The 20,954-nt window shown below is 76.4% G+C and carries 20 protein-coding genes; 12 read left to right on the top strand and 8 right to left on the bottom strand.

Annotation, left to right across the window (positions count from 1 at the left end; genetic code table 11):
- Positions 1-118: 118 nt before the first annotated feature.
- Positions 119-508 (top strand): Rv2175c family DNA-binding protein, encoded by a 390-nt coding sequence (locus ACN261_RS00370; RefSeq protein WP_088643009.1) that lies wholly within the window; start codon positions 119-121, stop codon positions 506-508.
- A gap of 26 nt (positions 509-534) precedes the next feature.
- On the opposite strand, the gene ACN261_RS00365 is transcribed toward ACN261_RS00370, so the two are convergent.
- On the bottom strand, positions 535-1,617 hold the full coding sequence (locus ACN261_RS00365) for a polyprenyl synthetase family protein (RefSeq protein ID WP_421483472.1): 1,083 nt from the start codon (positions 1,615-1,617) through the stop codon (positions 535-537).
- Positions 1,618-1,626: 9 nt separating this feature from the next.
- Positions 1,627-2,127: a helix-turn-helix domain-containing protein gene (locus tag ACN261_RS00360; RefSeq protein WP_421483471.1), complete on the bottom strand. Its 501-nt coding sequence runs from the start codon at positions 2,125-2,127 to the stop codon at positions 1,627-1,629.
- 248 nt (positions 2,128-2,375) lie between these two features.
- On the opposite strand from ACN261_RS00360, the gene metF reads away from it, so the two are divergent.
- Together metF and ACN261_RS00350 are read left to right on the top strand one after the other, a co-directional pair.
- On the top strand, positions 2,376-3,293 hold the full coding sequence (gene metF / locus ACN261_RS00355) for a methylenetetrahydrofolate reductase [NAD(P)H] (protein ID WP_088643011.1): 918 nt from the start codon (positions 2,376-2,378) through the stop codon (positions 3,291-3,293).
- A 44-nt stretch (positions 3,294-3,337) separates the two neighbouring features.
- On the top strand, positions 3,338-4,027 hold the full coding sequence (locus tag ACN261_RS00350) for a CDP-alcohol phosphatidyltransferase family protein (protein ID WP_204927790.1): 690 nt from the start codon (positions 3,338-3,340) through the stop codon (positions 4,025-4,027).
- A gap of 205 nt (positions 4,028-4,232) precedes the next feature.
- On the opposite strand, the gene ACN261_RS00345 is transcribed toward ACN261_RS00350, so the two are convergent.
- From ACN261_RS00345 to ACN261_RS00320, 6 genes are all read right to left on the bottom strand, one after another.
- Positions 4,233-5,720, bottom strand: a complete 1,488-nt coding sequence (locus tag ACN261_RS00345; RefSeq protein WP_425847747.1) for a phytoene desaturase family protein — start codon at positions 5,718-5,720, stop codon at positions 4,233-4,235.
- 10 nt (positions 5,721-5,730) lie between these two features.
- Positions 5,731-6,843, bottom strand: coding sequence for a glycosyltransferase (locus ACN261_RS00340; RefSeq protein WP_425853539.1), 1,113 nt, complete (start codon positions 6,841-6,843; stop codon positions 5,731-5,733).
- Positions 6,844-6,955: 112 nt separating this feature from the next.
- On the bottom strand, positions 6,956-7,801 hold the full coding sequence (locus ACN261_RS00335; RefSeq protein ID WP_421483468.1) for a carotenoid biosynthesis protein: 846 nt from the start codon (positions 7,799-7,801) through the stop codon (positions 6,956-6,958).
- Positions 7,798-8,367, bottom strand: a complete 570-nt coding sequence (locus ACN261_RS00330) for a GNAT family N-acetyltransferase (RefSeq protein ID WP_421483467.1) — start codon at positions 8,365-8,367, stop codon at positions 7,798-7,800. The genes ACN261_RS00335 and ACN261_RS00330 overlap by 4 nt, the downstream gene beginning before the upstream one ends.
- Before the next feature lie 10 nt (positions 8,368-8,377).
- A complete protein-coding gene (locus ACN261_RS00325; RefSeq protein WP_425847744.1) occupies positions 8,378-9,097 on the bottom strand; it encodes a monooxygenase in 720 nt (239 codons plus the stop codon).
- The gene (locus ACN261_RS00320; protein WP_421483465.1) at positions 9,094-9,582 is read right to left on the bottom strand and encodes a YbaK/EbsC family protein; all 489 of its coding nucleotides are present in this window, start codon (positions 9,580-9,582) and stop codon (positions 9,094-9,096) included. Before ACN261_RS00320 ends, ACN261_RS00325 begins: the two co-directional genes overlap by 4 nt.
- A gap of 478 nt (positions 9,583-10,060) precedes the next feature.
- Between ACN261_RS00320 and ACN261_RS00315 the strand changes: the two genes are divergently transcribed.
- The 9 genes from ACN261_RS00315 to ACN261_RS00275 all read left to right on the top strand — a co-directional run bounded on the left by ACN261_RS00315 (position 10,061) and on the right by ACN261_RS00275 (position 20,939).
- Positions 10,061-10,510, top strand: a complete 450-nt coding sequence (locus ACN261_RS00315; protein WP_425847736.1) for an SAV_6107 family HEPN domain-containing protein — start codon at positions 10,061-10,063, stop codon at positions 10,508-10,510.
- Between the two features lie 180 nt (positions 10,511-10,690).
- Positions 10,691-11,428 carry a hypothetical protein gene (locus tag ACN261_RS00310; RefSeq protein ID WP_421483462.1) on the top strand — a complete coding sequence of 246 codons (738 nt, stop codon included), beginning with the start codon at positions 10,691-10,693 and terminating at the stop codon, positions 11,426-11,428.
- Positions 11,425-13,119, top strand: a complete 1,695-nt coding sequence (locus tag ACN261_RS00305) for a DNA polymerase Y family protein (protein WP_425847733.1) — start codon at positions 11,425-11,427, stop codon at positions 13,117-13,119. The genes ACN261_RS00310 and ACN261_RS00305 overlap by 4 nt, the downstream gene beginning before the upstream one ends.
- Positions 13,120-13,383: 264 nt before the next feature.
- A complete protein-coding gene (locus ACN261_RS00300; protein ID WP_425847731.1) occupies positions 13,384-16,797 on the top strand; it encodes an error-prone DNA polymerase in 3,414 nt (1,137 codons plus the stop codon).
- A 98-nt stretch (positions 16,798-16,895) separates the two neighbouring features.
- Positions 16,896-17,069, top strand: coding sequence for a hypothetical protein (locus ACN261_RS00295; protein WP_232378670.1), 174 nt, complete (start codon positions 16,896-16,898; stop codon positions 17,067-17,069).
- Positions 17,070-17,109: 40 nt separating this feature from the next.
- Positions 17,110-17,880: a methyltransferase domain-containing protein gene (locus tag ACN261_RS00290; RefSeq protein WP_421483459.1), complete on the top strand. Its 771-nt coding sequence runs from the start codon at positions 17,110-17,112 to the stop codon at positions 17,878-17,880.
- Entirely contained in the window at positions 17,877-19,106 is a 1,230-nt protein-coding gene (locus tag ACN261_RS00285; protein WP_425847729.1) for an alkaline phosphatase family protein, read from the top strand. The genes ACN261_RS00290 and ACN261_RS00285 overlap by 4 nt, the downstream gene beginning before the upstream one ends.
- Before the next feature lie 62 nt (positions 19,107-19,168).
- A complete protein-coding gene (locus ACN261_RS00280) occupies positions 19,169-20,428 on the top strand; it encodes a DNA polymerase IV (protein ID WP_425847728.1) in 1,260 nt (419 codons plus the stop codon).
- Between the two features lie 115 nt (positions 20,429-20,543).
- Positions 20,544-20,939 carry a DUF3040 domain-containing protein gene (locus ACN261_RS00275; RefSeq protein WP_421483456.1) on the top strand — a complete coding sequence of 132 codons (396 nt, stop codon included), beginning with the start codon at positions 20,544-20,546 and terminating at the stop codon, positions 20,937-20,939.
- Positions 20,940-20,954: the final 15 nt, after the last annotated feature.

Here is a 20,954-nt window from a genome sequence, read left to right as displayed (position 1 = left end):
GGTGAAGGTTGAACAGGATGCTACAGCCGGGGTCGGTGCCGGTCGGTCCCGCCGCGCTCGCCCCGGCCCGACGGGGTGCCGCTGCACGGGCGGCCGGGCGACGTGGCAGGGTGGTCCGGTGACCGAACCCGTACCCGCCGACCAGTCCGCCGGCAGCGACCTCGGCGGCCCCAGCGACCCGGCCGCGTGGCTCACCCTCCCGGACGTCGCCGAGCGGCTCGACCTGTCGATCAGCAAGGTCCACCAGATGATCCGGGACCGCGAACTGCTCGCCGTCCGCCGCGATGGGGTGCGCCGGATCCCCGCCGACCTGGTCGCCAACAAGACGGTGCTCAAGCACCTGCCCGGCGTGCTCACCCTGCTCGCCGACGCCGGCTACGACGACGAGGCCGCCCTGCGCTGGCTCTACGAGCCCGACGACACCCTCTCCGGCGGCACGGGCGCGGCCACCCTCGGCGGCGACCACGCCCGCGAGGTCAAACGCCGCGCCCAGGCCCTCGGCTTCTGACCCGCCCCGCCGCGCCGCCTGAGGGGTCAGTCGGCGCGGCGGGTGGCGGCGATGGCGAGGTCCACCAGGGCCTGCCGGGCCTCGGTGTCGAGGTCGACGCCGGCCAGGGCGGCCAGCGCGGCGTCGGTCAGGGTGACGATGCGTTGTTCGGTACGGGCCAGCGCGCCGGTGCCGGCGATCAGCTCACGGAGCCGGGTCACCCCGTCCCCGTCCAGCTCCGGATCGCCGAGCCGGCCGAGCAGCAGCTCCCGGCCGGCCTCGTCGGCGGCCTGGACCGCCGCCGCGACCAGGTAGGTGCGCTTGCCCTCGCGCAGGTCGTCCCCGGCCGGCTTGCCGGTCTGCGCCGGATCGCCGAACACCCCGAGCACGTCGTCGCGGAGCTGGAACGCCTCACCGAGCGGCAACCCGTACGCCGAGTAGGCGGTGCGCACGTCGGCGGACGCGGCGGCGAGCGCGGCACCGAGCAGCAACGGCCGCTCGACGGTGTACTTGGCCGACTTGTACCGGGCCACCTTGCCCGCCCGGTCCAGCGACACCTCCCCGGTGGCCTGGGTCAGCACGTCCAGGTACTGCCCGACGGTGACCTCGCCGCGCATCTCGTCGAAGACCGGCCGGGCCCGCGCCACCGTGTGCGGGTCCAGCCCGGCGGAGTGCAGCAGCTCGTCGGACCAGACCAGGCAGAGGTCGCCGAGCAGGATCGCCGCCGCGTCGCCGAAGGCGTCCGGGTCGCCGCCCCACCCGTGGGCGCGGTGCCGGGTGGCGAACCGCCGGTGCACGGCGGGCTCGCCGCGCCGGGTGTCGGAGCGGTCCATCAGATCGTCGTGGATCAGGGCGCTGGCCTGGAAGAACTCCAGCGCCGCCAGGGCGGTCACCACCTGGTCGGCGTCCACCCCGCCGGCCCCCCGGAACCCCCAGTACGCGAACGCCGGGCGCAGCCGTTTGCCGCCACCGAGCACGAACCCCTCGATGGTCTCGGCGAGCGGCGTCAGGGCGTCGTCGATGCCGGCCATCCAGCTACGCCGGCCGGCCAGGAACTCGGTCAGCGCCTTGTCGACACGCTGCCGTAGGCCGGCACGGTCGACGGGGGAGACGGGAGCAGCGTGGGTCACGCCACGACGCTAGCCGGTCCCCACCGCCACCGCCTCACCAGCGCCTCGGCGCGTCACCCGGTCCGCCGCCTGCCCCGGGTGGGCCGGCCGGTCGGGGCGTCCGGCCGGACGGGACGGAGCGCGTCCGACACCGGGCCGGCCCGACGTCACGCCGGCCCGGCGTCGCTCCGGTGGCGCACCGGCCCCTGCGGACGCCGTTCGGCCCGTCCGCAGGCCGGTCGGCCCGTCGGCCCCGGTGCGGCGGTTCCGGCCCGGACCGGCCCGCCGGGCGCGGGACGACCCGGCGGACGGCGGCCCGATCGGGGCGTCGAGCACGACGGCGAGCTGCCGCCGCCAGCGGTCGCCGGGGACGCGCACCGAGCGTTCCCAGCGGGACACCTCGTGCCGGGTCAGGGTGGCCGTGCCGGCGGCGGCGCAGAGTTCGTCGGCGAGCCGCCGCTGGCTCCAGCCCCGGGCCAGCCGGAGCTGCGTGATCAGCGGCCCGAGCGGGCGGGGGTCGGACGGGGTCATCGGTCCTCCGGCGGATGTCGGCGCGGCCCGCCCGCCCCGCAGGGCGGCCGGCGTGCCACGGTGGCGTGCTGCCGACCCCCGCGCGTGACCCCGGGCACCGGCCCCCACCGGTGCCACCCGCGCCCCCTCGTTCTACCCCCGGGGTACGACGCCGTCCGCGGCGGCGACCGACGTCAGGTTTCGGTGGGTGTCGATGCTCCGGTGGGAAGTGCGTGAGGGCGGGCGGCGTCGCCCGCTAGAGTCGTCACGTGGCGCTCGGTCTTCCCTCCGTCCTTCCCAATCCCCAGCCGGCGATCGGGGAGCTGATCCGCGACCGCCAACCGACGTTCTCCTTCGAGTTCTTCCCGCCCAAGACGGCGCAGGGGGAGCGGCTGCTCTGGCAGGCGATCCGGGAGCTGGAGCCGCTGCGCCCGTCGTTCGTGTCGATCACCTACGGGGCCGGCGGCTCGACCCGGGACACCACGGTCGCGGTGACCGAGCGGATCGCCACCGAGACCACCCTGCTGCCGATGGCCCACCTGACCGCCGTCAACCACTCCGTCGCCGAGCTGCGCAACGTGATCGGGCGGCTGGCCGGCGTGGGGGTGCGCAACGTGCTCGCCGTCCGGGGTGACCCGCCCGGCGACCCGGGGGGCGAGTGGGTCCGCCACCCCGAGGGCGTCGACTACGCCGAGGACCTGGTCCGGCTGGTCCGCGAGGCCGGCGACTTCAGCGTCGGGGTGGCCGCCTTCCCCTACAAGCACCCCCGCTCGGCCGACGTGGCCAGCGACACCGCGCACTTCGTCCGCAAGTGCCGGGCGGGCGCGGAGTTCGCCATCACCCAGATGTTCTTCGACGCCGACGACTACCTGCGGCTGCGCGACCGGGTGGCGGCGGCCGGCTGCGACACCCCGATCCTGGCCGGGGTGATGCCGGTGACCCAGATCGGCACCATCGAACGCTCGGTGCAGCTGTCCGGCGCGCCGTTCCCGCCCGCGCTGGCCGCGCGGTTCGAGCGGGTCGCCGACGACCCGGAGGCGGTCCGCCGGCTCGGCATCGAACAGGCCAGCGAGATGTGCGCCCGGCTGCTCGACGAGGGGGTGCCCGGCATCCACTTCATCACCCTCAACCGTTCGCCCGCGACCCGGGAGGTGTGGCGCAGCCTGCGGGCCGACGCCCGGGTGTGAACGCGCCGGCCCCGACACCTCGACCGCGCCGCGACGGTTGACCGATGGTGGGCACACAGCTGAAGTGGGACGAGTACGCGACCGCGTGGGCACGGTTGCACGGCGGCTTCGACCCCCGGGTCGCCGCGCCGGTGGTCCGTGCCTGGCTGCGCTTCGCGTACCACGTCGGTTACGTGCTGGGTCGGCTGCGGGTGACCCCGACCGCGGTGACCGTCGGTGGGGTGCTGCTCTGCCTGTGCGTGCCGTTGTTCAGCGCCCGGTCGGGGCAGGGGCCGATCGTCGGCGCGTTGTTCGTGCTGCTCGCCTCGGTCGCCGACAGCGTCGACGGGGCGGTCGCGGTCGCCACCGGCCGGACCACCCGGCTCGGCTACGTCTACGACTCGGTCGCCGACCGGCTCGGTGAGATCGCCTGGCTGGCGGCGTTCTGGCTGGTCGGAGCACCCGGAGCGCTGGTGGTCGCGGCCGGCGCGCTGTCCTGGCTGCACGAGTACGTGCGGGCCCGCGCGGTGGCCGCCGGGATGCGGGAGATCGGCGCGGTCACCGTGGGGGAGCGGCCAACCCGGGTCTGCGTCGCCCTGGTCGGGCTGCTGCTGGCCGGGCTGACCGGGCTGATCGACCTCGACCTGGCCGCCGGCACCATCACCATGGCCACCGCCGTCTGGGTGCTGCTGGCCGGTTTCGGCCTGGGTCAGCTGCTGTCCACCGTCCGCCGCGCCCTGCTCGACGCCGGCTGACCCGCCCGCCCCCGCCGCCGGCCCCTGTACCCCCGGCACCTCGCCGTCACACTCCCGCCGCCTGGTCGGCGACGCGGCCGGGCGATGATCAACTCAATGTCGGCGAAACAGCGGCCTCCGAGACGCGGGACACCGCTGTTTCGCCGCAACAGTGGCCATCCGGCCGCGACGCGGCCCCGGCCCGGCGGGCCAGGCAGGGCTGGGCCTACCAGGCGGGGCCGATCTCGTCGGCGACGATCTGCGCGGACAGGGTGACCATGGGCAGGCCGCCGCCGGGGTGGGTGGAGCCGCCGACCAGCCACAGCCCGCGCGCCGGGCCCCGGTTGGCCGGGCGGAGCAGCCCACCGGCCGTGCCGTAGATCGACCCGCCGGGCGCGGCCGTCGCGGCGTCCAGGTCGGCGGGGGTACGGATCTCGCGGAACACCAGCCGGTCCCGGACGTCGACCCCGCGCGCGGCGAGCACGTCGAGGATCCGGTCGGCGTACGCGTCGGCGAGCCCCGGCCGACGCCAGTCCACGGCGTCCGGTGCGGTGCCGTGGCGGGCGGCGTTGACCAGCACGAACCACGCCTCGTGCCCGGCCGGACGGACCATCGGGTCGTCGGCCACGGTGACGAAGACCGTCGGGTCGGTCGCCGGTCGGGCCCGGATCCCCCGCCCGGGGTCGCCGAAGACGGCGTCGAACTCGGCGTCGTAGTCGTCGGGGAAGAAGACGTTGTGGTGGGCCAGCCCGGAGTCCCCGCGTACCCCGAGCAGCAGCACGAAACCGGCCAGGCTGCGGTCGGTGAGCGCGGCCAGCCGCCCCGGGTGCGGCAGCAGGTCCCGGTAGACGGTGAGCGCGTCGGCGTTGGCGACGACCACGTCGGCGGGGACGGGCGCGTGGACCCCGGCGAGGCGTACCCCGTGCACCCGGCCCCCGGCGGCGTCGATCCGGGTGACGGTCTCCCCGGTGCGGACCGTCACGCCCAGGTCCAGGCAGCGGGAGAGCAGCGCGTCGGCCAGGGTGCCCAGCCCGCCGCGCAGGTACCAGCCGCCGAAGGTCAGCTCGGCGTAGGGGACGGCGACCAGCGCGGCCGGGGCGCGGCGCGGGTCCGCGCCGGTGTAGGTGGCGTACCGGTCGAGCAGCATCCGCAGCCGGGGGTCGGACAGGTGGCTGCGGCCCAGCCCGCGCAGGGTGCGGCCGGGCCCGATCGCGGCCAGGTCACCCAGCCGCCAGGCCAGCGCCGCCAGGTCGCGCGGCGAGTCGACGGTACGTCGCAGGATGTCCCGGTGCGACGCGGTCCACACCCGGGCGGCCCGCCGCCACAGCCGCCGCCAGTCGGCGGCGGCCCGGTCGCCGAGGGCGGCGCCGATGCGGGCGGCGAACTCGTCCGGGTCGGCGCACGAGTCGAGGGCCGGCCCGCCGCCGGGGAAGACGTGCCGCACGATCGGGTCCAGCGGGGTCAGGTCGAGGTACTCGTCGAGCTTCGCGCCGGTGGCCTCGAACAGGTCGTGGAAGACCTGCGGCAGGGTGAGCAGGCTCGGCCCGGTGTCGAAGTGGAAGCTGCCCGCCGGGGTGTCGTGGACGTACCTGCCGAGCTTGCCGCCGACGGTGTCGGACCGTTCGAAGACGGTCACCTCGTGCCCGCCGACGGCGAGCCGGGCGGCGGTGGCCAGCCCGCCCACGCCGGCGCCGATGACCACGATCCGCGCCATGCCGCGCCTCCTAGCTGACCGGGCGGCCACGCCAGGACAGGCGACGCCGCTTCCGCAGATGGTACGACCGCAGGGTCAGCCAACCGAGCACCACGACCGAGCCGGGGTGGGCCAGCGCGTCGGGCCAGGCCCGGCCGCCGGTGGCGCGGGCGCTGACCACCCGCCCGGCGACTCCCGCCGCGTACCCGGTCAGGGCCAGCCCGGCGGCCGGCGGCGAACCCGCCACCAGCGCGGCCACCGCCAGCAGCGGCGGCGCGGTGTAGAGCAGCAGCAGCGCGGCGACCACGGCCGCGGCGGCCACCGGGTGACCGAAGGTGGCCCAGAGCGACTTGGTGTAGCCGTCACGCAGCTGCGGCCAGGTCTCGTACATCCGGCAGGCGGCCAGCCGGGAGCCGTCGGCCAGCGCGATCCGCCCGCCTGCGCGTTTCACCGCCCGCGCCAGCTCGATGTCCTCCAGCACCCGGTCGGCGACGGCGGCGTGCCCGCCGGCCCGCTCGTAGCCGGCCCGGTCCACCAGCAGGAACTGCCCACCGGCGGCGGCCAGCGACGGCCGTGGCGAGCGTTCCATCGCGCGCAGCGGCAGGAAGGTCAGCCACAACCACTGCAACAGCGGCTGCACCAGCCGGTCACCCACCGTCCGCACCAGGATCCCCGGGTACGCCGACAGCAGCGTCGCCCGCGCCGCGCGTAGCTCGGTCACCGCCGCCGCGACCGCGTACGGGGTGAGCACCACGTCCGCGTCGACGAAGGCGTACACGGTGGCGGCCGGGTCGGCGTGCCCGGCGAGCTGGTGGCAGGCGTACGGCTTGCCCAGCCAGCCCGGTGGCGGGGTGACCCCGGCGCGCAGGGTGACCCGGGGGTCGTCGCCGGCGACCGTGCGGACCACCTCGGCGGTGCCGTCGGTCGAACCGTCGTCGAGCACCACGATCCGCAGCCCCGGCACCCCCCGCTGGGCGAGCAGCGCGCGCAGGCACGGGGTGACCCGGTCGGCCTCGTCGCGCAGCGGCAGCAGCACCGCCACGGTCTCGTCGACCCCGACCGGCCCGTCGACGGGCCGGCGCAGGAAGTACCGGGCGTTGACCCAGGTGTGCGCGGTCAGCGCGGTCACCGCGACGGCCAGCACGAGCGCGACGACGGTCACCGCCGCGCCCCCACCGACCCGGCCGGGTGCGGTCGTCGTCCCGGTGTCGGGTGCCGGCGCGGTGGCGGGGCGGGTCGACCGGACCGGGTGCCGCTCATGCCGGGGTGTCGACGCCGGTGCGGGCCGGTGCCGGCCGGTCGGCGGGCCGGCGTCGGGCACGCAGCAGGGTCACCGCCAGCGGCACCGCCACCACCGCCATGCCCACCGCACCCCACAGCGCCGAGGCGGGCAGCCGGAGGAAGACCGCGTGCGCCAGCACGCTGGAGAAGTACGTCCACAGGTAGAGGGCGAACATCGGGTCGTCGCGGGAGCCGGTGACCGCGACGGCCGGCCCGGCCAGCGGGCGCAGCGCGCTCATCAGCAGCACCGCGAACAGCAGCCAGCCCAGGTAGTTGCTGACCGGGATGCCGGGCAGTCCGGGCAGCGCCGGGGTGGCGTCGCGCCACACCCAGTAGCCCTCGGCCACCATCTGCGGGTCGAGGAAGAGGTCCCAGCCGGCCAGCCCGACGGTGGCCAACGCCACCCGCCCGACGTGCCCCGCCGGTGTGCGGGCGGCGGGCGTCCGGCCGGCGGGCGTGGTCAGCCGGACGGCGGCCAGCCAGGCGGGCCAGGCCATCCAGGTCCAGGCCAGCGGGATGATCAACGGCACCCCGGCCAGCTTCGGCCCCAACTCGCCCGAGTAGTCGTAGCTGCCGAACGGGAAGCCCGTCGCCACCCCCAACGCCTCGATGGCGAACCCGCCGCCGGTGGCCACCGCGACCAGCGCCGCCGCCGTGCGGGGACCCCGGGTGAGCAGCGCGTGCCCCACCGACAGCAGGTAGCCCAGCACGACCGTGGCGACGGTGAGCCGGGCCCGGGTGACCCCGGTGGTGAGCGGGTAGCAGATCTGGATCAGCACCAGCAGGGCCAGCAGCAGCCACGGGACGTGCCGGCGGGTCACGACGCGGCCGGCCCGGACGTGTCGGGCCGGGGCAGCGGCAGGTCCCGGCCGAGCACCCCGAACGGTCGTTCGTCGCCGGGGAAGCGGAAGTGCCGCAGCACGTCGACGAAGCCGAACCGCCGGTAGAGCCGCCAGGCCCGCGACGTCCGCTCGTCGGCCTCCGGGGTGGACAGCAGGGTGGTGCCGCCCTCGGCGAGGCTGAGCAGGGCGGTGAGCTGCCGGGCGCCCAGGCCGTGCCCCTGCGCGGGCGGTCGGACGTGCAGCTCGACCACCTCGAAGCAGTGGGTCAGCCAGCGCTGCCGGGCATCCGGGTCCAGCGCCCGGTAGACCTGGTCGTGCCACCACTGCCCACCCGCGCCGAGGTAGCCGTAGCCGAAGCCGGCCAGGTGACCCTCGGTGGTGAGGCTGGCGACGGCGCGGAACCCGGGCCGGCGGGCGTGGGTGGCGATGTAGCCGCGTCGGGCCTCCAGCAGGTCGCTGCGGTAGCCCATCGCCTCCCCGTACACCGCGACCACGTCGTCGAGCCGCCGGACGAGATCCTCCGGCGTCCACCGCACCAACCTCATGCGTGTCCTCTCACGGTTGCGGACCACCGTCGGCGACCCAGCCCAGCACCGACCGGTCACCGACCACTGCGCGCACCTCGAAGCGCGCGAACAACTCCTCCGCGTACCACCCCTCGGTGGGGGTGCGGGTGATCGCCGCGCGGTGCTCCGGGTGACGGTACGCGAAGGCCACGAGGTCCGTCGGGTCGCGCCACACGCTGACCGTGCCCTGCCAACCCAGCGGCGCCTCACCGACACCGAACCGGGCGAGCAGCCCCGGCGCGGTGTGCAGCGCGGCGGCGACCGGCGGGACGGCCTTCCAGAAGGTGAGCGCCCGGTGGGGGCGCAGCCGGGCCCGGGTCAGCGCCAGCACCGGCCCGTCGACCCGGCCGCCCGCCGGCTCGCCGAACGGCCGCCGGCCCGACCACTCGCCCCGGCTGGTCACCGGGCGCAGCTCCAGCCGGGCCGACGCGTGGGCGATCCGGGCCCAGGAACGACCGACCGGGGAGGCGTCGAAGCCGGCCGCCGCAGCGGGGGAGTCCCACACCACCAGCGCCGCCCACCGGGTCAGGTCGGCGTCCCCCGGGCCGAAGCCGGTGCCGGTCCCGGTGCCGAGCAGCTTGCCGAACCGTACGCCGGGGGTGCGCCGCAGCCGCCACGGGTGCCGGGCCATCCGGGCCAACGCCCGGCCCACGGCGGCCCGGGGCACCCGCCACACGTGCAGGGTGACCAGCTCCGGGGTGGTGTTCACGCCACCTCGGCGGGGGTGCCGCCGGTGATCCGCAGCAGCTCCGGGTAGGTGGTGGGGAAGACCGCCTGCGGTACGCCACCGGCGGCCCACACCTGCGGGTGCCCGGCCAGGGCGGTGTCGACCAGGGTGCGCAGCGGCCCGGGGTGGCCGACCGGGGCGACCCCGCCGATCACCTGCCCGGTGTGCGTGCGGACGAAGTCGGGGGTGGCCCGGCGCAGGTGGGTCACCCCGAGCCAGGCGGCCAGGCCGGCGGTGTCCACCCGGTGCGCGCCGGAGGTGAGCACCAGCAGCGGCGTGCCGTCGGCGTCGAAGACCAGCGAGTTGGCGATGGCGCCCACGGCGACGCCGAGCGCGTCGGCCGCCGCGACGGCGGTGTGCGCCGCCTCGGGCAGCAGGCGGACCCGGCTGGCCGCGCCGGAACCGTCCCGCGCGCCCGCGTCGTCGAGCGCCCGCTGCACCGCCTGCACGTTCGGGTGTGACTGCATGCGGCCCATTCTCCCCGGTACGCCCCGACGCCCCGCACCCGGCCGTCCACCGCCCGTCGTCCGGGGCGGCCGAACCTGATGGCAGGTCGTAGGCCACACGTTGCGTTTTCGTCGGGGTCAGGGTGTACTGTCAGAGCAGTTAGAACGAGTGTTCGATTCACTCGCACACCCGTTCCAACGCCCCCGGGGCGGTGTTTCGCGGCGTCGGCCCGGGCAGGTGCGGTTTCGCGGACCGCACCGGGTTCCGGGCAGTCGCGAGCCCGGTCCCGTCAAGGCAGGTCGTCGCCCGCCGCCCACGACCCCCGGGCGGCGGGCGACGAACCCGCCGGTTCGCCGGCCGGGTGTGGTGTGGGGAAGCTCCGCACCCGGCCGGCCCCCAACGGTGCGTCTTCCTCCGCACCACCCGCCCCGGGCGTCGCGCCGGTGGACCTCCTCCACCAGGCGTCCCGCCCGAACCGGTCACGCGGAGGAGACAGTCATGCCGACCAACCCGGCCCAGGCGCCGACGGTGCCCGCGCACGCGCTGCCGCACCGCACCCCGACCCAACTCCTCACGGTGGCCCGCCAGGGGCTGGCCGAGGCCGCCCGGACCCGCCCCGACGGGCTGCGCTACGCCGCCGCCCACCTGGCCGCGCTCCGCGCCGCCGCCGCCCTGCTGGGCGCCCGGGCCCGACCCGCGCCCGCCCGCCGCCGCCGGATCACCAGCGTCTGGGTGCTGCTCGCCGGGGTCGCCCCCGAACTGGACGAGTGGTCCCGCTACTTCGCCGCCGCCGCCGGCAAACGGGCCGCCGCCGAGGCCGGCATACCGCGGGTGGTGAACGCCCGGGAGGCCGACGACCTGCTCCGGGCCGCCGAACAGTTCGTGACGGTGGTGGAGCAGGCGCTCGGGGTGACCCACCAGCCCGCCCTCGACGGTCTCGCCGCCTGACCCGGCCGTGCCCGGGTCCCCGCCGGGCACCTGATCCGGCCGGCACCGGACCCGCCGCGGCACCGCGGCGCAGCGTCCCACCGCGGCGCAGCGTCCCACCGCGGCACAGCGTCCCACCGCGTCCGGGGCGAGCACGCAGTGCACCTGATCCACGCAACGACACGACGGGGGGTTGGTCCGATGGCGGGCCGCATGGTGGTCGGTTCCGCCGCACTGGCCGATCTGGTCCGCCCGGCGAGCGCCCCGGACCCGGCCGGCAGCCACCGGGTGCTCCCGGTGGCACCCGAGTTGACAGGCCTGCTGCCGCACCGGGGGCTGCGCCGGGGCAGCACGGTCGCCGTCACCGTCGGCCAACCCCGGCGCAGCGGCGGCACCTCCCTGGTGCTGGCGTTGCTCGCCGAGGCGTCCCGGGCCGGGTCGTGGTGCGCGGTGGTCGGGGTGCCCACCTTCGGGGCCGGCGCCGCCGCCGAGCTCGGCATCGCCCTGGACCGGCTGGCCCTCGTCCCGCACCCCGGTCCGGAATGGCCGACCGTGGTCGCCGCCCTGATCGACGGCGTCGACGTGGTGGTGACCGCCGTACCGCACACCGTCTCCGCCCCGGTGGCCGACCGGCTGGCCGCCCGCGCCCGGCAACGCGGCTGCGTGCTCGTCCCGTACGGCCGGTGGACCGGTGCCGACGTGACGCTCCAGGTGGTCCGGGGGGTCTGGGAGGGGCTCGGATCGGGGCGGGGCCGGCTGCGCCGACGCGAGGTCACCGTGTCGGCACGCGGACGCGGGGCGGCGGCCCGTCCGAAGGAGATCACGATGTGGCTGCCCGGGGACGCGCTCACCCGGGTCGTGCCCCCCGCCGCGCCGGCCGTCCCCGCCGCAACCGCCGGGCCCCGGCCGGGCGGATTCACCGTGGTCGGGTCCGGGTGACCGGCGCGCCCGTGCGCACCCTGCTGCTCTGGTGCCCGGACTGGCCGGTGCTCGCCGCCGAGATCGTCGACGGGGTGCCCGCCACCGGCCCGGTGGCCGTGCTGCACGCCAACCGGGTGGTGGCCTGCTCCGCACCGGCCCGCACCGCCGGGGTACGCCGGGGCCTGCGCCGCCGGGAGGCGCAGGGGCGCTGCCCCACGCTGACCGTCGTCGACCACGACCCCGGCCGGGACGCCCGCGCTTTCGAACCGGTCGTCGCCGCCGTGGAGGAGGTCGCCGCCGGCGTCGAGGTGGTCCGCCCCGGCGTCTGCGCGCTCGCCGCCCGGGGGCCCGCCCGCTACCTCGGCGGTGAGGAGGCCGCCGCCGAGCGGATCATCGAACAGGTCGCCGAGTCCTGCGCGGTGGAGAGCCAGGTCGGGATCGCCGACGGGGTCTTCGCCGCCGGTCTCGCCGCGCGCACCGGTCAGGTGGTGCCGCCGGGCGGGACCCCGGGCTTCCTGGCCGGGCTGCCCGTCGAGGCGATCGGCCGCCCGGCCCTGGCCGACCTGCTGCGCCGGCTCGGCGTACGCACGCTCGGCGAGTTCGCGGCGCTGCCCGCCGGTGACGTGCTGGCCCGGTTCGGTTTCGACGGCGCCCTCGCCCACCGGCTCGCCGCCGGGCACGACCACCGGCCGCTCGCCGTCCGGCAGCCCCCGGTCGACCTGACCGTCACCGCCCACCACGACGAGCCCCTCGACCGGGTCGACGCGGCGGCCTTCGCCGCCCGGATGCTCGCCGAACGGCTGCACGACCGGTTGGCCGGGCACGGGCTGGCCTGCACCCGGCTCGGCATCGAGGCGGTCACCGCGCACGGCCAGGAGCTGCACCGGGTGTGGCGGCACGACGGGTTGCTCACCGCCACCGCCATCGCCGACCGGGTGCGTTGGCAGCTCGACGGCTGGCTCTCCGGCAGCACCGGCCGGGCCGGTGCCCGGCCGGCCCGGCCGACCGCCGGGATCGTCCGGCTGCGGCTGGTGCCCGACGGGCTGCTGGCCCGCGGTGGGCTGCAACCCGGCCTGTGGGGGGAGGCCGGCGAGGAACGGGACCGGGCGCACCGGGCGTTGAGCCGGGTGCAGGGCATCCTCGGCCCGGAGGCGGTGGTCACCGCCGTGTTGGGCGGCGGTCGCTCCCCGGCCGACCAGACCCGCCTGGTGCCCTGGGGTGACGAACGACTCCCCGCCCGCCCCGGCCCGCCCCCACCGGGTGTCGCCGAGACGCAGCCCGGGGGTGCCGGGCGGGCGGTGACGCAGCCCGGGGGTGCCGGGCGGGCGGTGACGGGGGCCGGGGGTGCCGGGCGGGGCGGGCCACGGCGGCCGGGGCCCGTACCGCCATGGCCGGGGCGGCTGCCGCCACCCGCGCCGGCCGTGGTGCTGCCCGTCCCGCTCACCGCGACCGTGCACGACGCCACCGGCGAACCGGTGCTGGTCAGCGCCCGGCTGGCGGTCAGTGCCGCGCCCGCCCGGCTGGCCGTCGGCGGCACCGCGCCGACGGAGATCGTCGGCTGGACCGGTCCGTGGCCGGTGGACGAGCGGTGGTGGGCCCCCGCCGAGGCCCGTCGCCGGGCCCGGTTCCAGGTCTGCCTGGCCGACGGTGCCGCCCTGCTGCTGGCCGTCGAGGCGGGCCGGTGGCTGGTGGAGGCGATCTATGACTGACCGGTGGTCCGCGCCGGTCCGGTTCGCGCCGGTCCGGTCCGCGCCGGTCCGGTTCGCGCTGGTCCGGTCCGGTCGGTGGGGCTTGCGCTGCCGGTCGGTGCGGCGTTCCGGCCGGGGCCACCCCGCGTCCCGACGATGCTTCCGGGTGAGCGGTATGCCTGTCAGGCATGAATATGACTCAGCGGAATATCGCTCACCGAGCGGACCATTCCCCGCCGCGACGCCCCTGCCGCGCCCCGCAGCCGGTCGCCGGAAGACGGCCGGATGAGCTTCCACAATCCGAAGCTGCCCTGGTCGGAGCTGGAGCGGGTGCTGTCCGGACGGTCCACCACCGACGGCGGCGCAGGCCCCGGCGGGCCCCGGACCGGCGGACCGGCGGGTGCCGGGCGGCGGCGCGCGGAACGGCACCTGCACGTGGTGGACCCGCTCGCCGAGGCCGACGGCGGCGACTCACCGGCCTGGACCCGGCACCGCGAGCGGTACGCGCCACCGGAGCTGGCCCGCCCGGACGACCCGGTGCCCTACGCCGAGCTGCACGCGCACACCAACTTCAGTTTCCTCGACGGGGCGAGCCACCCGGAGGAACTGGCCGAGGAGGCCGTTCGGCTGGGGTTGACCGCGCTCGCCGTGACCGACCACGACGGGTTCTACGGGGTGGTCCGGTTCGCCGAGGCGGCCCGGACGCTGCACCTGCCCACGGTCTTCGGTGCGGAGCTGTCGTTGGGGCTGCCCGGCCCGCAGCAGGGCGAGCCCGACCCGCTGGGCCGGCACCTGCTGGTGCTCGCCCACGGCCACGAGGGGTACGCCCGGCTCGCGTCGGTCATCTCCCGGGCCCAGCTGCGCGGCGGCGAGAAGGGCCGGCCGGTCTACGGCGAACTGGAGGAGGTCGCCGCCGAGCTGCGCGACCACGTGCTGGTGTTGACCGGCTGCCGCAAGGGGCACGTGCCGGCGGCGCTGCTCACCGCGGGGGTCGACGCGGCGGCCCGGGAGCTGGACCGGCTCACCGCGCTGTTCGGCGCGGAGACGGTGGCGGTGGAGCTGACCGACCACGGGCATCCGGTCGATGCCGACCGCAACGACGCGCTCGCCGAGCTGGCGGCCGCCGCCGGGCTGCCCACCGTGGCCAGCAACAACGTGCACTACGCCAGCCCGGGGCGACGGCGGTTGGCGACCACCCTGGCCGCCGTACGGGCCCGACGCAGCCTGGACGAGATCGACGGCTGGCTGCCCGCCGCCGCCACCGCCCACCTGCGCAGCGGCGCGGAGATGGCGGCCCGGTTCGCCGCGTACCCGGGCGCGGTGGCCCGGGCCGCCGAGTTCGGCGCGGAACTCGCCTTCGACCTGCACCTGGTCGCGCCCCGGCTGCCGGCGTACCCGGTGCCGGCGGGGCACACCGAGATGAGCTGGCTGCGCCACCTGACGCTGGCCGGGGCGCACGAGCGCTACGGGCCGCCCGGGGCACACCCGGAGGCGTACGCGCAGCTGGAACACGAGCTGCGGATGATCGACGAGCTGGGCTTCCCCGGCTACTTCCTGGTGGTCTACGACATCGTGGCGTTCTGCCGCGCGCAGGACATCTACTGCCAGGGTCGGGGCTCGGCGGCCAACTCGGCGGTCTGCTACGCGCTGCGGATCACCAACGTGGACGCGGTCCGGCACCGGTTGCTGTTCGAACGGTTCCTCGCCCCGGAACGCGACGGGCCACCCGACATCGACGTGGACATCGAGTCCGACTGGCGGGAGGAGGTGATCCAGCACGTCTACGCCCGCTACGGCCGGGAGCACACCGCCCAGGTCGCCAACGTCATCTCGTACCGGCCCCGGTCGGCGGTGCGGGACGTGGCGAAGGCGTTCGGCTACTCGCCCGGCCAGCAGGACGCCTGGAGCAAACAGATCGACCGCTGGGGTTCCGTCGCGGCGGTCGACGTCGAGGGCATCCCCGAGCAGGTGGTGGCGTACGCCGACGAGTTGCAGACCTTCCCCCGGCACCTGGGCATCCACTCCGGGGGGATGGTGATCTGCGACCGGCCGGTGATCGAGGTGTGCCCGGTGGAGTGGGGGCGGATGCCCGGCCGCAGCGTGCTCCAGTGGGACAAGGACGACTGCGCGGCCGTCGGGCTGGTCAAGTTCGACCTGCTCGGCCTGGGCATGCTCTCCGCCCTGCACTACGGCTACGACCTGATCGGCCAGAGCCTGGACCTGGGCGACATGACGTTGGACGACCCCGAGGTCTACGACATGCTCTGCCGGGCCGACTCGGTCGGGGTGTTCCAGGTGGAGAGCCGCGCCCAGATGGCCACCCTGCCCCGGCTCAAGCCCCGCGAGTTCTACGACCTGGTGGTGGAGGTGGCGCTGATCCGGCCCGGTCCGATCCAGGGCGGCTCGGTGCACCCGTACATCAGGCGCAAGAACGGCCAGGAGCCGGTGACGTACCCGCATCCGCTGATGCGCAACGCGCTGGAGAAGACCCTCGGGGTGCCGCTGTTCCAGGAGCAGCTCATGCAGCTCGCCATCGACCTGGCCGGCTTCGACGCCGCCGGGGCCGACCAGTTGCGCCGGGCGATGGGGGCGAAACGTTCGGTGCAGCGGATGGCGCAGCTCGCCGACCGGCTCTACGCCGGGATGGCCGAGCGGGGCATCACCGGCGAGCTGGCCGACGACGTCTACCGCAAGCTCACCGCGTTCGCCAGCTACGGCTTCCCGGAGAGCCACGCGATGAGTTTCGCCTACCTGGTGTACGCCAGCTCCTGGCTCAAACGGCACCACCCGGCGGCGTTCCTGGCCGCCCTGCTCAACGCCCAACCGATGGGGTTCTACGCGCCGCAGACCCTGGTCGACGACGCCCGGCGGCACGGGGTCGAGGTCCGCCGGCCGGACGTCAACGCCAGCGGGGCCGGTGCGGTGCTGGAGTCCACCCCGCAGACCCGCTGGGGGAGCGTGCCCGGGGAACCGCCGCACGCCTGGGGGCTGGGCGGTCCGGCGGTCCGGCTCGGGCTGGGCGGTGTCCGTACCCTCGGCGACGACCTGGCGAGGCGGATCGTGGCGGAGCGGACGGCGCACGGGGCGTACCGGGACATGCCGGATCTGGCCCGGCGGGTCGGTCTCACCGCGGGTCAACTGGAGGCGCTGGCCACCGCGGACGCCTTCGCCTGTTTCGGGCTGACCCGGCGGGAGGCGCTCTGGGCGGCCGGGGCGGCGGCCCAGGACCGGCCGGGCCGGCTGCCCGGCACGGTGACCGGCGCGGCGGCCCCCGCCCTGCCCGGGATGGAGGCGGTGGACCGGCTCGTCGCCGACGTCTGGGCCACCGGGCTGTCCCCGGAGACCCATCCGGCCCGGTTCGTCCGGGACCGGCTCGACGCGCTGGGTGCGGTGCCGATCGCCCGGCTGGGGCGGGTGGAACCGGGTCGTCGGGTGCGGGTCGGTGGGATCGTCACCCACCGGCAACGGCCGGCGACGGCCGGCGGGGTCACCTTCCTCAACCTGGAGGACGAGACCGGGATGCTGAATGTCACGTGCTCGCCGGGGCTGTGGCAGCGCTACCGTCGGATCGCCCGCACCAGCAGCGCCCTCGTGGTCCGTGGTCGGTTGCAGCGGCACGAGGGGGTCACCAACCTCACCGCCGACCGGCTGGACCCGATCACGCCGCCGGTGGCACCCGCCTCCCGCGACTTCCGGTGAAGTGATCCACATTACGGTTTTCCGAGCCGGGAGACAGGAGAATTCCGGCACGCGCGGGCAGAGCGGCCCGCGTGCGGCAAGGGGGAAGACCAGTGACGATGGACAGTACGTACACCGGTGGACTGGCGAACGCCCGGCGCACCCGGCTGGGTGCCGGTTGGACGCCCGCCCAGGACGCCGAGCCGCGGGAGTACCAGGTGACCGAGGGGCCGGTGGCGAACACCCGCCGGTCCCGTGCCGAGGAGGACCCGGCCGGCGGCGGGGAGATCTGAGCCGGCGACGGCACCGCCGACGGGGGGTCGGGTGGCGTGGGTGACTAGGCTCGACCGGGTGGAACAGAGCACCCGCAGCCGGTTCGCCGAGCCGCCGTTGACCCCCCGTACCGCCGTCATCTGGTCGGTGCTCGCCGCCGAGCTGCGGCGGCGGGCCGACGACACGTTGACCGTGCTCGACGTGGGCGGCGGCACCGGCGGGTTCGCCGTGCCGCTCGCCCAGGCCGGCCACCTGGTGACCGTGGTCGACGCCAGCCCCGACGCGCTCGCCGCCCTCACCCGCCGGGCCGCCGAGGCCGGGGTCGCCGACCGGGTGCGCGCCGTGCAGGGCGACGGTGACGCGTTGACCGGGCTGGTCGAACCGGCCACCGTCGACCTGGTGCTGTGCCACGCGGTGCTGGAGGTGGTCGACGACCCGACGCCGGTGGTGACCGCGCTGGCCGCCGCGCTGCGTCCCGGTGGCGCGGCGAGCGTGCTGGTCGCCGGCCGGGCCGCCGCCGTGCTGGGGCGGGCCGTGAACGGCCACCTGGACGTCGCCGCCGCGCTGGCCGCCGCCCCCGACGGGGCCGCCGGCCCCCGGGACACCCTGCGTCGCCGCTTCGACGCCGAGGAGGCCGCCGCCCTGTTGCGCGCCGCCGGCCTCACCGTCGAGGAGATCCACGGGGTACGCGTGCTGGCCGACCTGCTGCCCGCCACCGTCGCCGACGGTCAGCCGGGTGCCCTGGTCGAGCTGGAGAAGGCGCTGGCCGGGCGTCCGCCCTACCGGGACCTCGCCGCCCAACTGCACCTGTTCGCCCGCCGTCCGGCATGACCGACCGATCTCCGGCCGGGCCGACCGTGCCCCCGGCCGCTGTGCCGGTGGACCGGGCGTCGGGGCCCGTGCCCCCGGCGGACCCGCTCGCGGTGGTGCCGCCGCGCTACGGCGGGGGCAGCCTGGCCGACGTGCTGCCCAGCGCGCTGGCCGTGCTCGGCGTGCCGGGCGCGGTCGACCTGCTCGGGCTCGCCCCCGGCCTGGCCGGGGTACGCCGGGTCGCCGTGCTGCTCGTCGACGGCCTCGGCTGGTACCAGCTGCCCACCGCCGCCCGGTACGCCCCGACCCTGACCGGGCTGGCCGCGACGGTGGGCCGCCCGTTGACCTCCGGTTTCCCCTCCACCACCCCGACCAGCCTGGTGACCCTGGGTGCGGGCACCTCCCCCGGCGCGCACGGCGTGCTCGGCTTCACCGTCCGGGTGCCCGGCACCGACCGGGTGCTCAACCACATCGACTGGCACGGCGAGCCGGACCCGCTGCGCTGGCAGCCGGTACGCACCCAGTGGCAGCGGGCCCGGGCCGCCGGGGTCGCGGTGAGCGTGGTGAGCCGCCCCGAGTACGCCGGCAGCGGGCTCACCCTGGCCGCGAACCGGGGCGGCGACTACCGGGGCGTCGGCGGGGTGGACGCGCTGGCCCGGACGATGCTGGCGGCGTTGTCCGCCGGGGCCGGTCCCACCCTGGTCTCCGGTTACCACCCCGACCTGGACCGGCACGGTCACCTCAGCGGGGTCGACTCGGCCCCGTGGCGGATCGCCGCCGCCGAGGTGGACGCCCTGCTCGCCCGGCTCGTCGACGGGTTGCCGGCCGACGCCGCGCTGCTGGTCACCGCCGATCACGGCCAGCTCGACGTGCCGGCGGGGCACCGGTTCGACCTGGACACCGACCCACGGCTGCGGGCCGGCATCCGGGTGGTCGCCGGTGAGCCCCGGGTGCGGTACCTGCACGTCGACCCGGGGGCGGTGGACGACGTGGTGGCGACCTGGTCGGCGGTGCTCGGGTCGGCCGCCCGGGTGTGCACCCGGGAGGAGATGGTGGCCGAGGGGTGGTTCGGCCCGGTCGCCGAGGAACACCTGTCCCGGATCGGCGACGTGGTGGTGACCTGCCGCGACACGTACGCGGTGCTGGCCACCCGGTCGGAGCCGCCGGCGGTGTCCCGGCTGGTGGCGTACCACGGGGCGGACACCGCGGCGGAGATGACCGTGCCGCTGCTGGTGGTCCGGGGCTGACCGGGGCCGTCGCCCGTGGGGCGGGCGGGCCGGTTGTCGTACCTGGCGGTTAGCCTGCCGCAATGGGTCGGAGCCAGTCGTTGCCGCGCGGTGGTGACCCGCGGTTCGGGCCCGACGCCGACGACTCGGCCAGTCCGATCCTGCACGTCGACATGGACGCCTTCTACGCCTCGGTCGAGGTGCGCCACCGGCCCGAGCTGCGAGGCCTTCCGGTGGTGGTCGGCGGGGTCGGGCCGCGCGGCGTGGTCAGCTCCGCCAGTTACGAGGCCCGCCGCTTCGGCGTGCGCAGCGCCATGCCCGCCGCGCGGGCCCGCGCGCTCTGCCCCGGCGCGGTCTACCTGCCGCCCGACTTCGCCCGCTACCGGGCGGCCTCCGACGCGGTGATGCGGATCTTCCGGGACGTCACCCCGCTGGTCGAGCCGCTCTCCCTCGACGAGGCGTTCCTCGACGTGGCGGGTGCCCGCCGGCTGTTCGGCCCGCCCGCGGCCATCGCCCGGCAGATCCGGGAGCGGGTCACGGCCGAGCAGGGGCTGACCTGTTCGGTCGGGGTGGGTCCGAGCAAGTTCGTGGCCAAGCTCGGCTCCACCCGGGCCAAGCCGGACGGCCTGCTCGTGGTGCCGGCCGACCGGGTGCTGGAGTTCCTCCACCCGCTGCCGGTCGACGCGTTGTGGGGGGTGGGGGAGCGGTCCGCCGAGACGCTGCGCCGGCTCGGCCTACGGACCATCGGCGACCTGGCCGAGGCGCCGGTCGGGATGCTGCGCAAGGCGCTCGGCGCGGCGTCCGCGACCCACCTGCACGAGCTGGCCCGGGGGCGGGACCCGCGTCCGGTCAGCCCGGAGCACGTGGAGAAGTCGATCGGGGCCGAGGTGACCTTCGACGTCGACGTCGTCGACCCGCAGCAGATCCGGCGGGCGCTGCTGGCCCTCAGCGAGAAGGTGGGCAGCCGGCTGCGCGGGGCCGGTCAGGTGGGCCGGACGGTCTCGCTGAAGGTGCGGCTGTCCGATTTCCGCACCGTGAACCGGTTCCGGACGCTCGGCGTGGCCACCGACGTGGCGCGGGAGATCTTCGACACCTCCTGGGGCCTGTGGACCGCTCTCGACCCGGGTGAGCCGGTCCGGCTGGTCGGCGTGCGGGTGGAGGGTCTGGCCGGGGCGGTCGACACGCCGCGACAGCTCACCCTCGGCGCACCCGAGCGGGGTTGGCGGGAAGCGGAAACCGCCGCCGACGCCGCGGCTGCCCGTTTCGGGCGGTCCGTCATAGGTCCGGCCAGTCTGCTCGGCAGGCGTGACGCCCGCCCCGGCGAAAATAGCAGTCGGCCATAGGTCGTCCCGCTTTCCGACGCGCGACCCCCCTCGTAGACTTGGCGGCAAGCAGCCGGTTGGCTGCCACGGTCTGTCGGCCCGACCGGGCCGACCAACGTGACCGGGGAGGAGTGCCGTGCCGCTCTCGGAGCACGAGCAGCGGCTGTTCGAGCAGATCGAGCGGTCGCTTGCCGAGGACCCCAAATTCGCCTCGGCCGTGCGCGCCAGCGACCCGCGTGTCCACACGCGGCGTCGCCTGCTCGTCGCTGCCGGCGTGGTGGTCGTCGGCCTGGCCCTGTTGGTCTACGGCGCGGTGATCAAGACGCCGCCACTGGCAGTGGCGGGCTTCGTCGTCATGCTGGCCGCGCTGGGCTATGCGGTGCAGTCGCACCGGCGGGGGCAGTCACCTGACCTGCACGTGGTGGGCGGCACGACGAGTCGTCGTCGCCCGCGTGGCCGCGGCGGCCGACGGCCGTCGCTGCTGGACCGCATGGAGGACCGGTGGCGTCAGCGCCCGGAGGGACATCGTTGAACCCCGCCCACCCCT

Source organism: Micromonospora sp. WMMD723, from assembly GCF_049863385.1.
Lineage (GTDB): Bacteria > Actinomycetota > Actinomycetes > Mycobacteriales > Micromonosporaceae > Micromonospora > Micromonospora wenchangensis.
Note: the sequence above shows the minus strand (reverse complement) of the source record. Positions and strands in the feature narration are given on the sequence as shown.

Bases quoted from the DNA above. Each gene is read 5' to 3' on its own strand.
- ACN261_RS00360 (WP_421483471.1), bottom strand. From the start codon at position 2,127: ATGACCCCGTCCGACCCCCGCCCGCTCGGGCCGCTGATCACGCAGCTC.
- ACN261_RS00350 (WP_204927790.1), top strand. From the start codon at position 3,338: ATGGTGGGCACACAGCTGAAGTGGGACGAGTACGCGACCGCGTGGGCA.
- ACN261_RS00345 (WP_425847747.1), bottom strand. From the start codon at position 5,720: ATGGCGCGGATCGTGGTCATCGGCGCCGGCGTGGGCGGGCTGGCCACC.
- ACN261_RS00330 (WP_421483467.1), bottom strand. From the start codon at position 8,367: ATGAGGTTGGTGCGGTGGACGCCGGAGGATCTCGTCCGGCGGCTCGAC.
- ACN261_RS00320 (WP_421483465.1), bottom strand. From the start codon at position 9,582: ATGCAGTCACACCCGAACGTGCAGGCGGTGCAGCGGGCGCTCGACGAC.
- ACN261_RS00315 (WP_425847736.1), top strand. From the start codon at position 10,061: ATGCCGACCAACCCGGCCCAGGCGCCGACGGTGCCCGCGCACGCGCTG.
- ACN261_RS00310 (WP_421483462.1), top strand. From the start codon at position 10,691: ATGGCGGGCCGCATGGTGGTCGGTTCCGCCGCACTGGCCGATCTGGTC.
- ACN261_RS00300 (WP_425847731.1), top strand. From the start codon at position 13,384: ATGAGCTTCCACAATCCGAAGCTGCCCTGGTCGGAGCTGGAGCGGGTG.
- ACN261_RS00295 (WP_232378670.1), top strand. From the start codon at position 16,896: ATGGACAGTACGTACACCGGTGGACTGGCGAACGCCCGGCGCACCCGG.
- ACN261_RS00285 (WP_425847729.1), top strand. From the start codon at position 17,877: ATGACCGACCGATCTCCGGCCGGGCCGACCGTGCCCCCGGCCGCTGTG.
- ACN261_RS00280 (WP_425847728.1), top strand. From the start codon at position 19,169: ATGGGTCGGAGCCAGTCGTTGCCGCGCGGTGGTGACCCGCGGTTCGGG.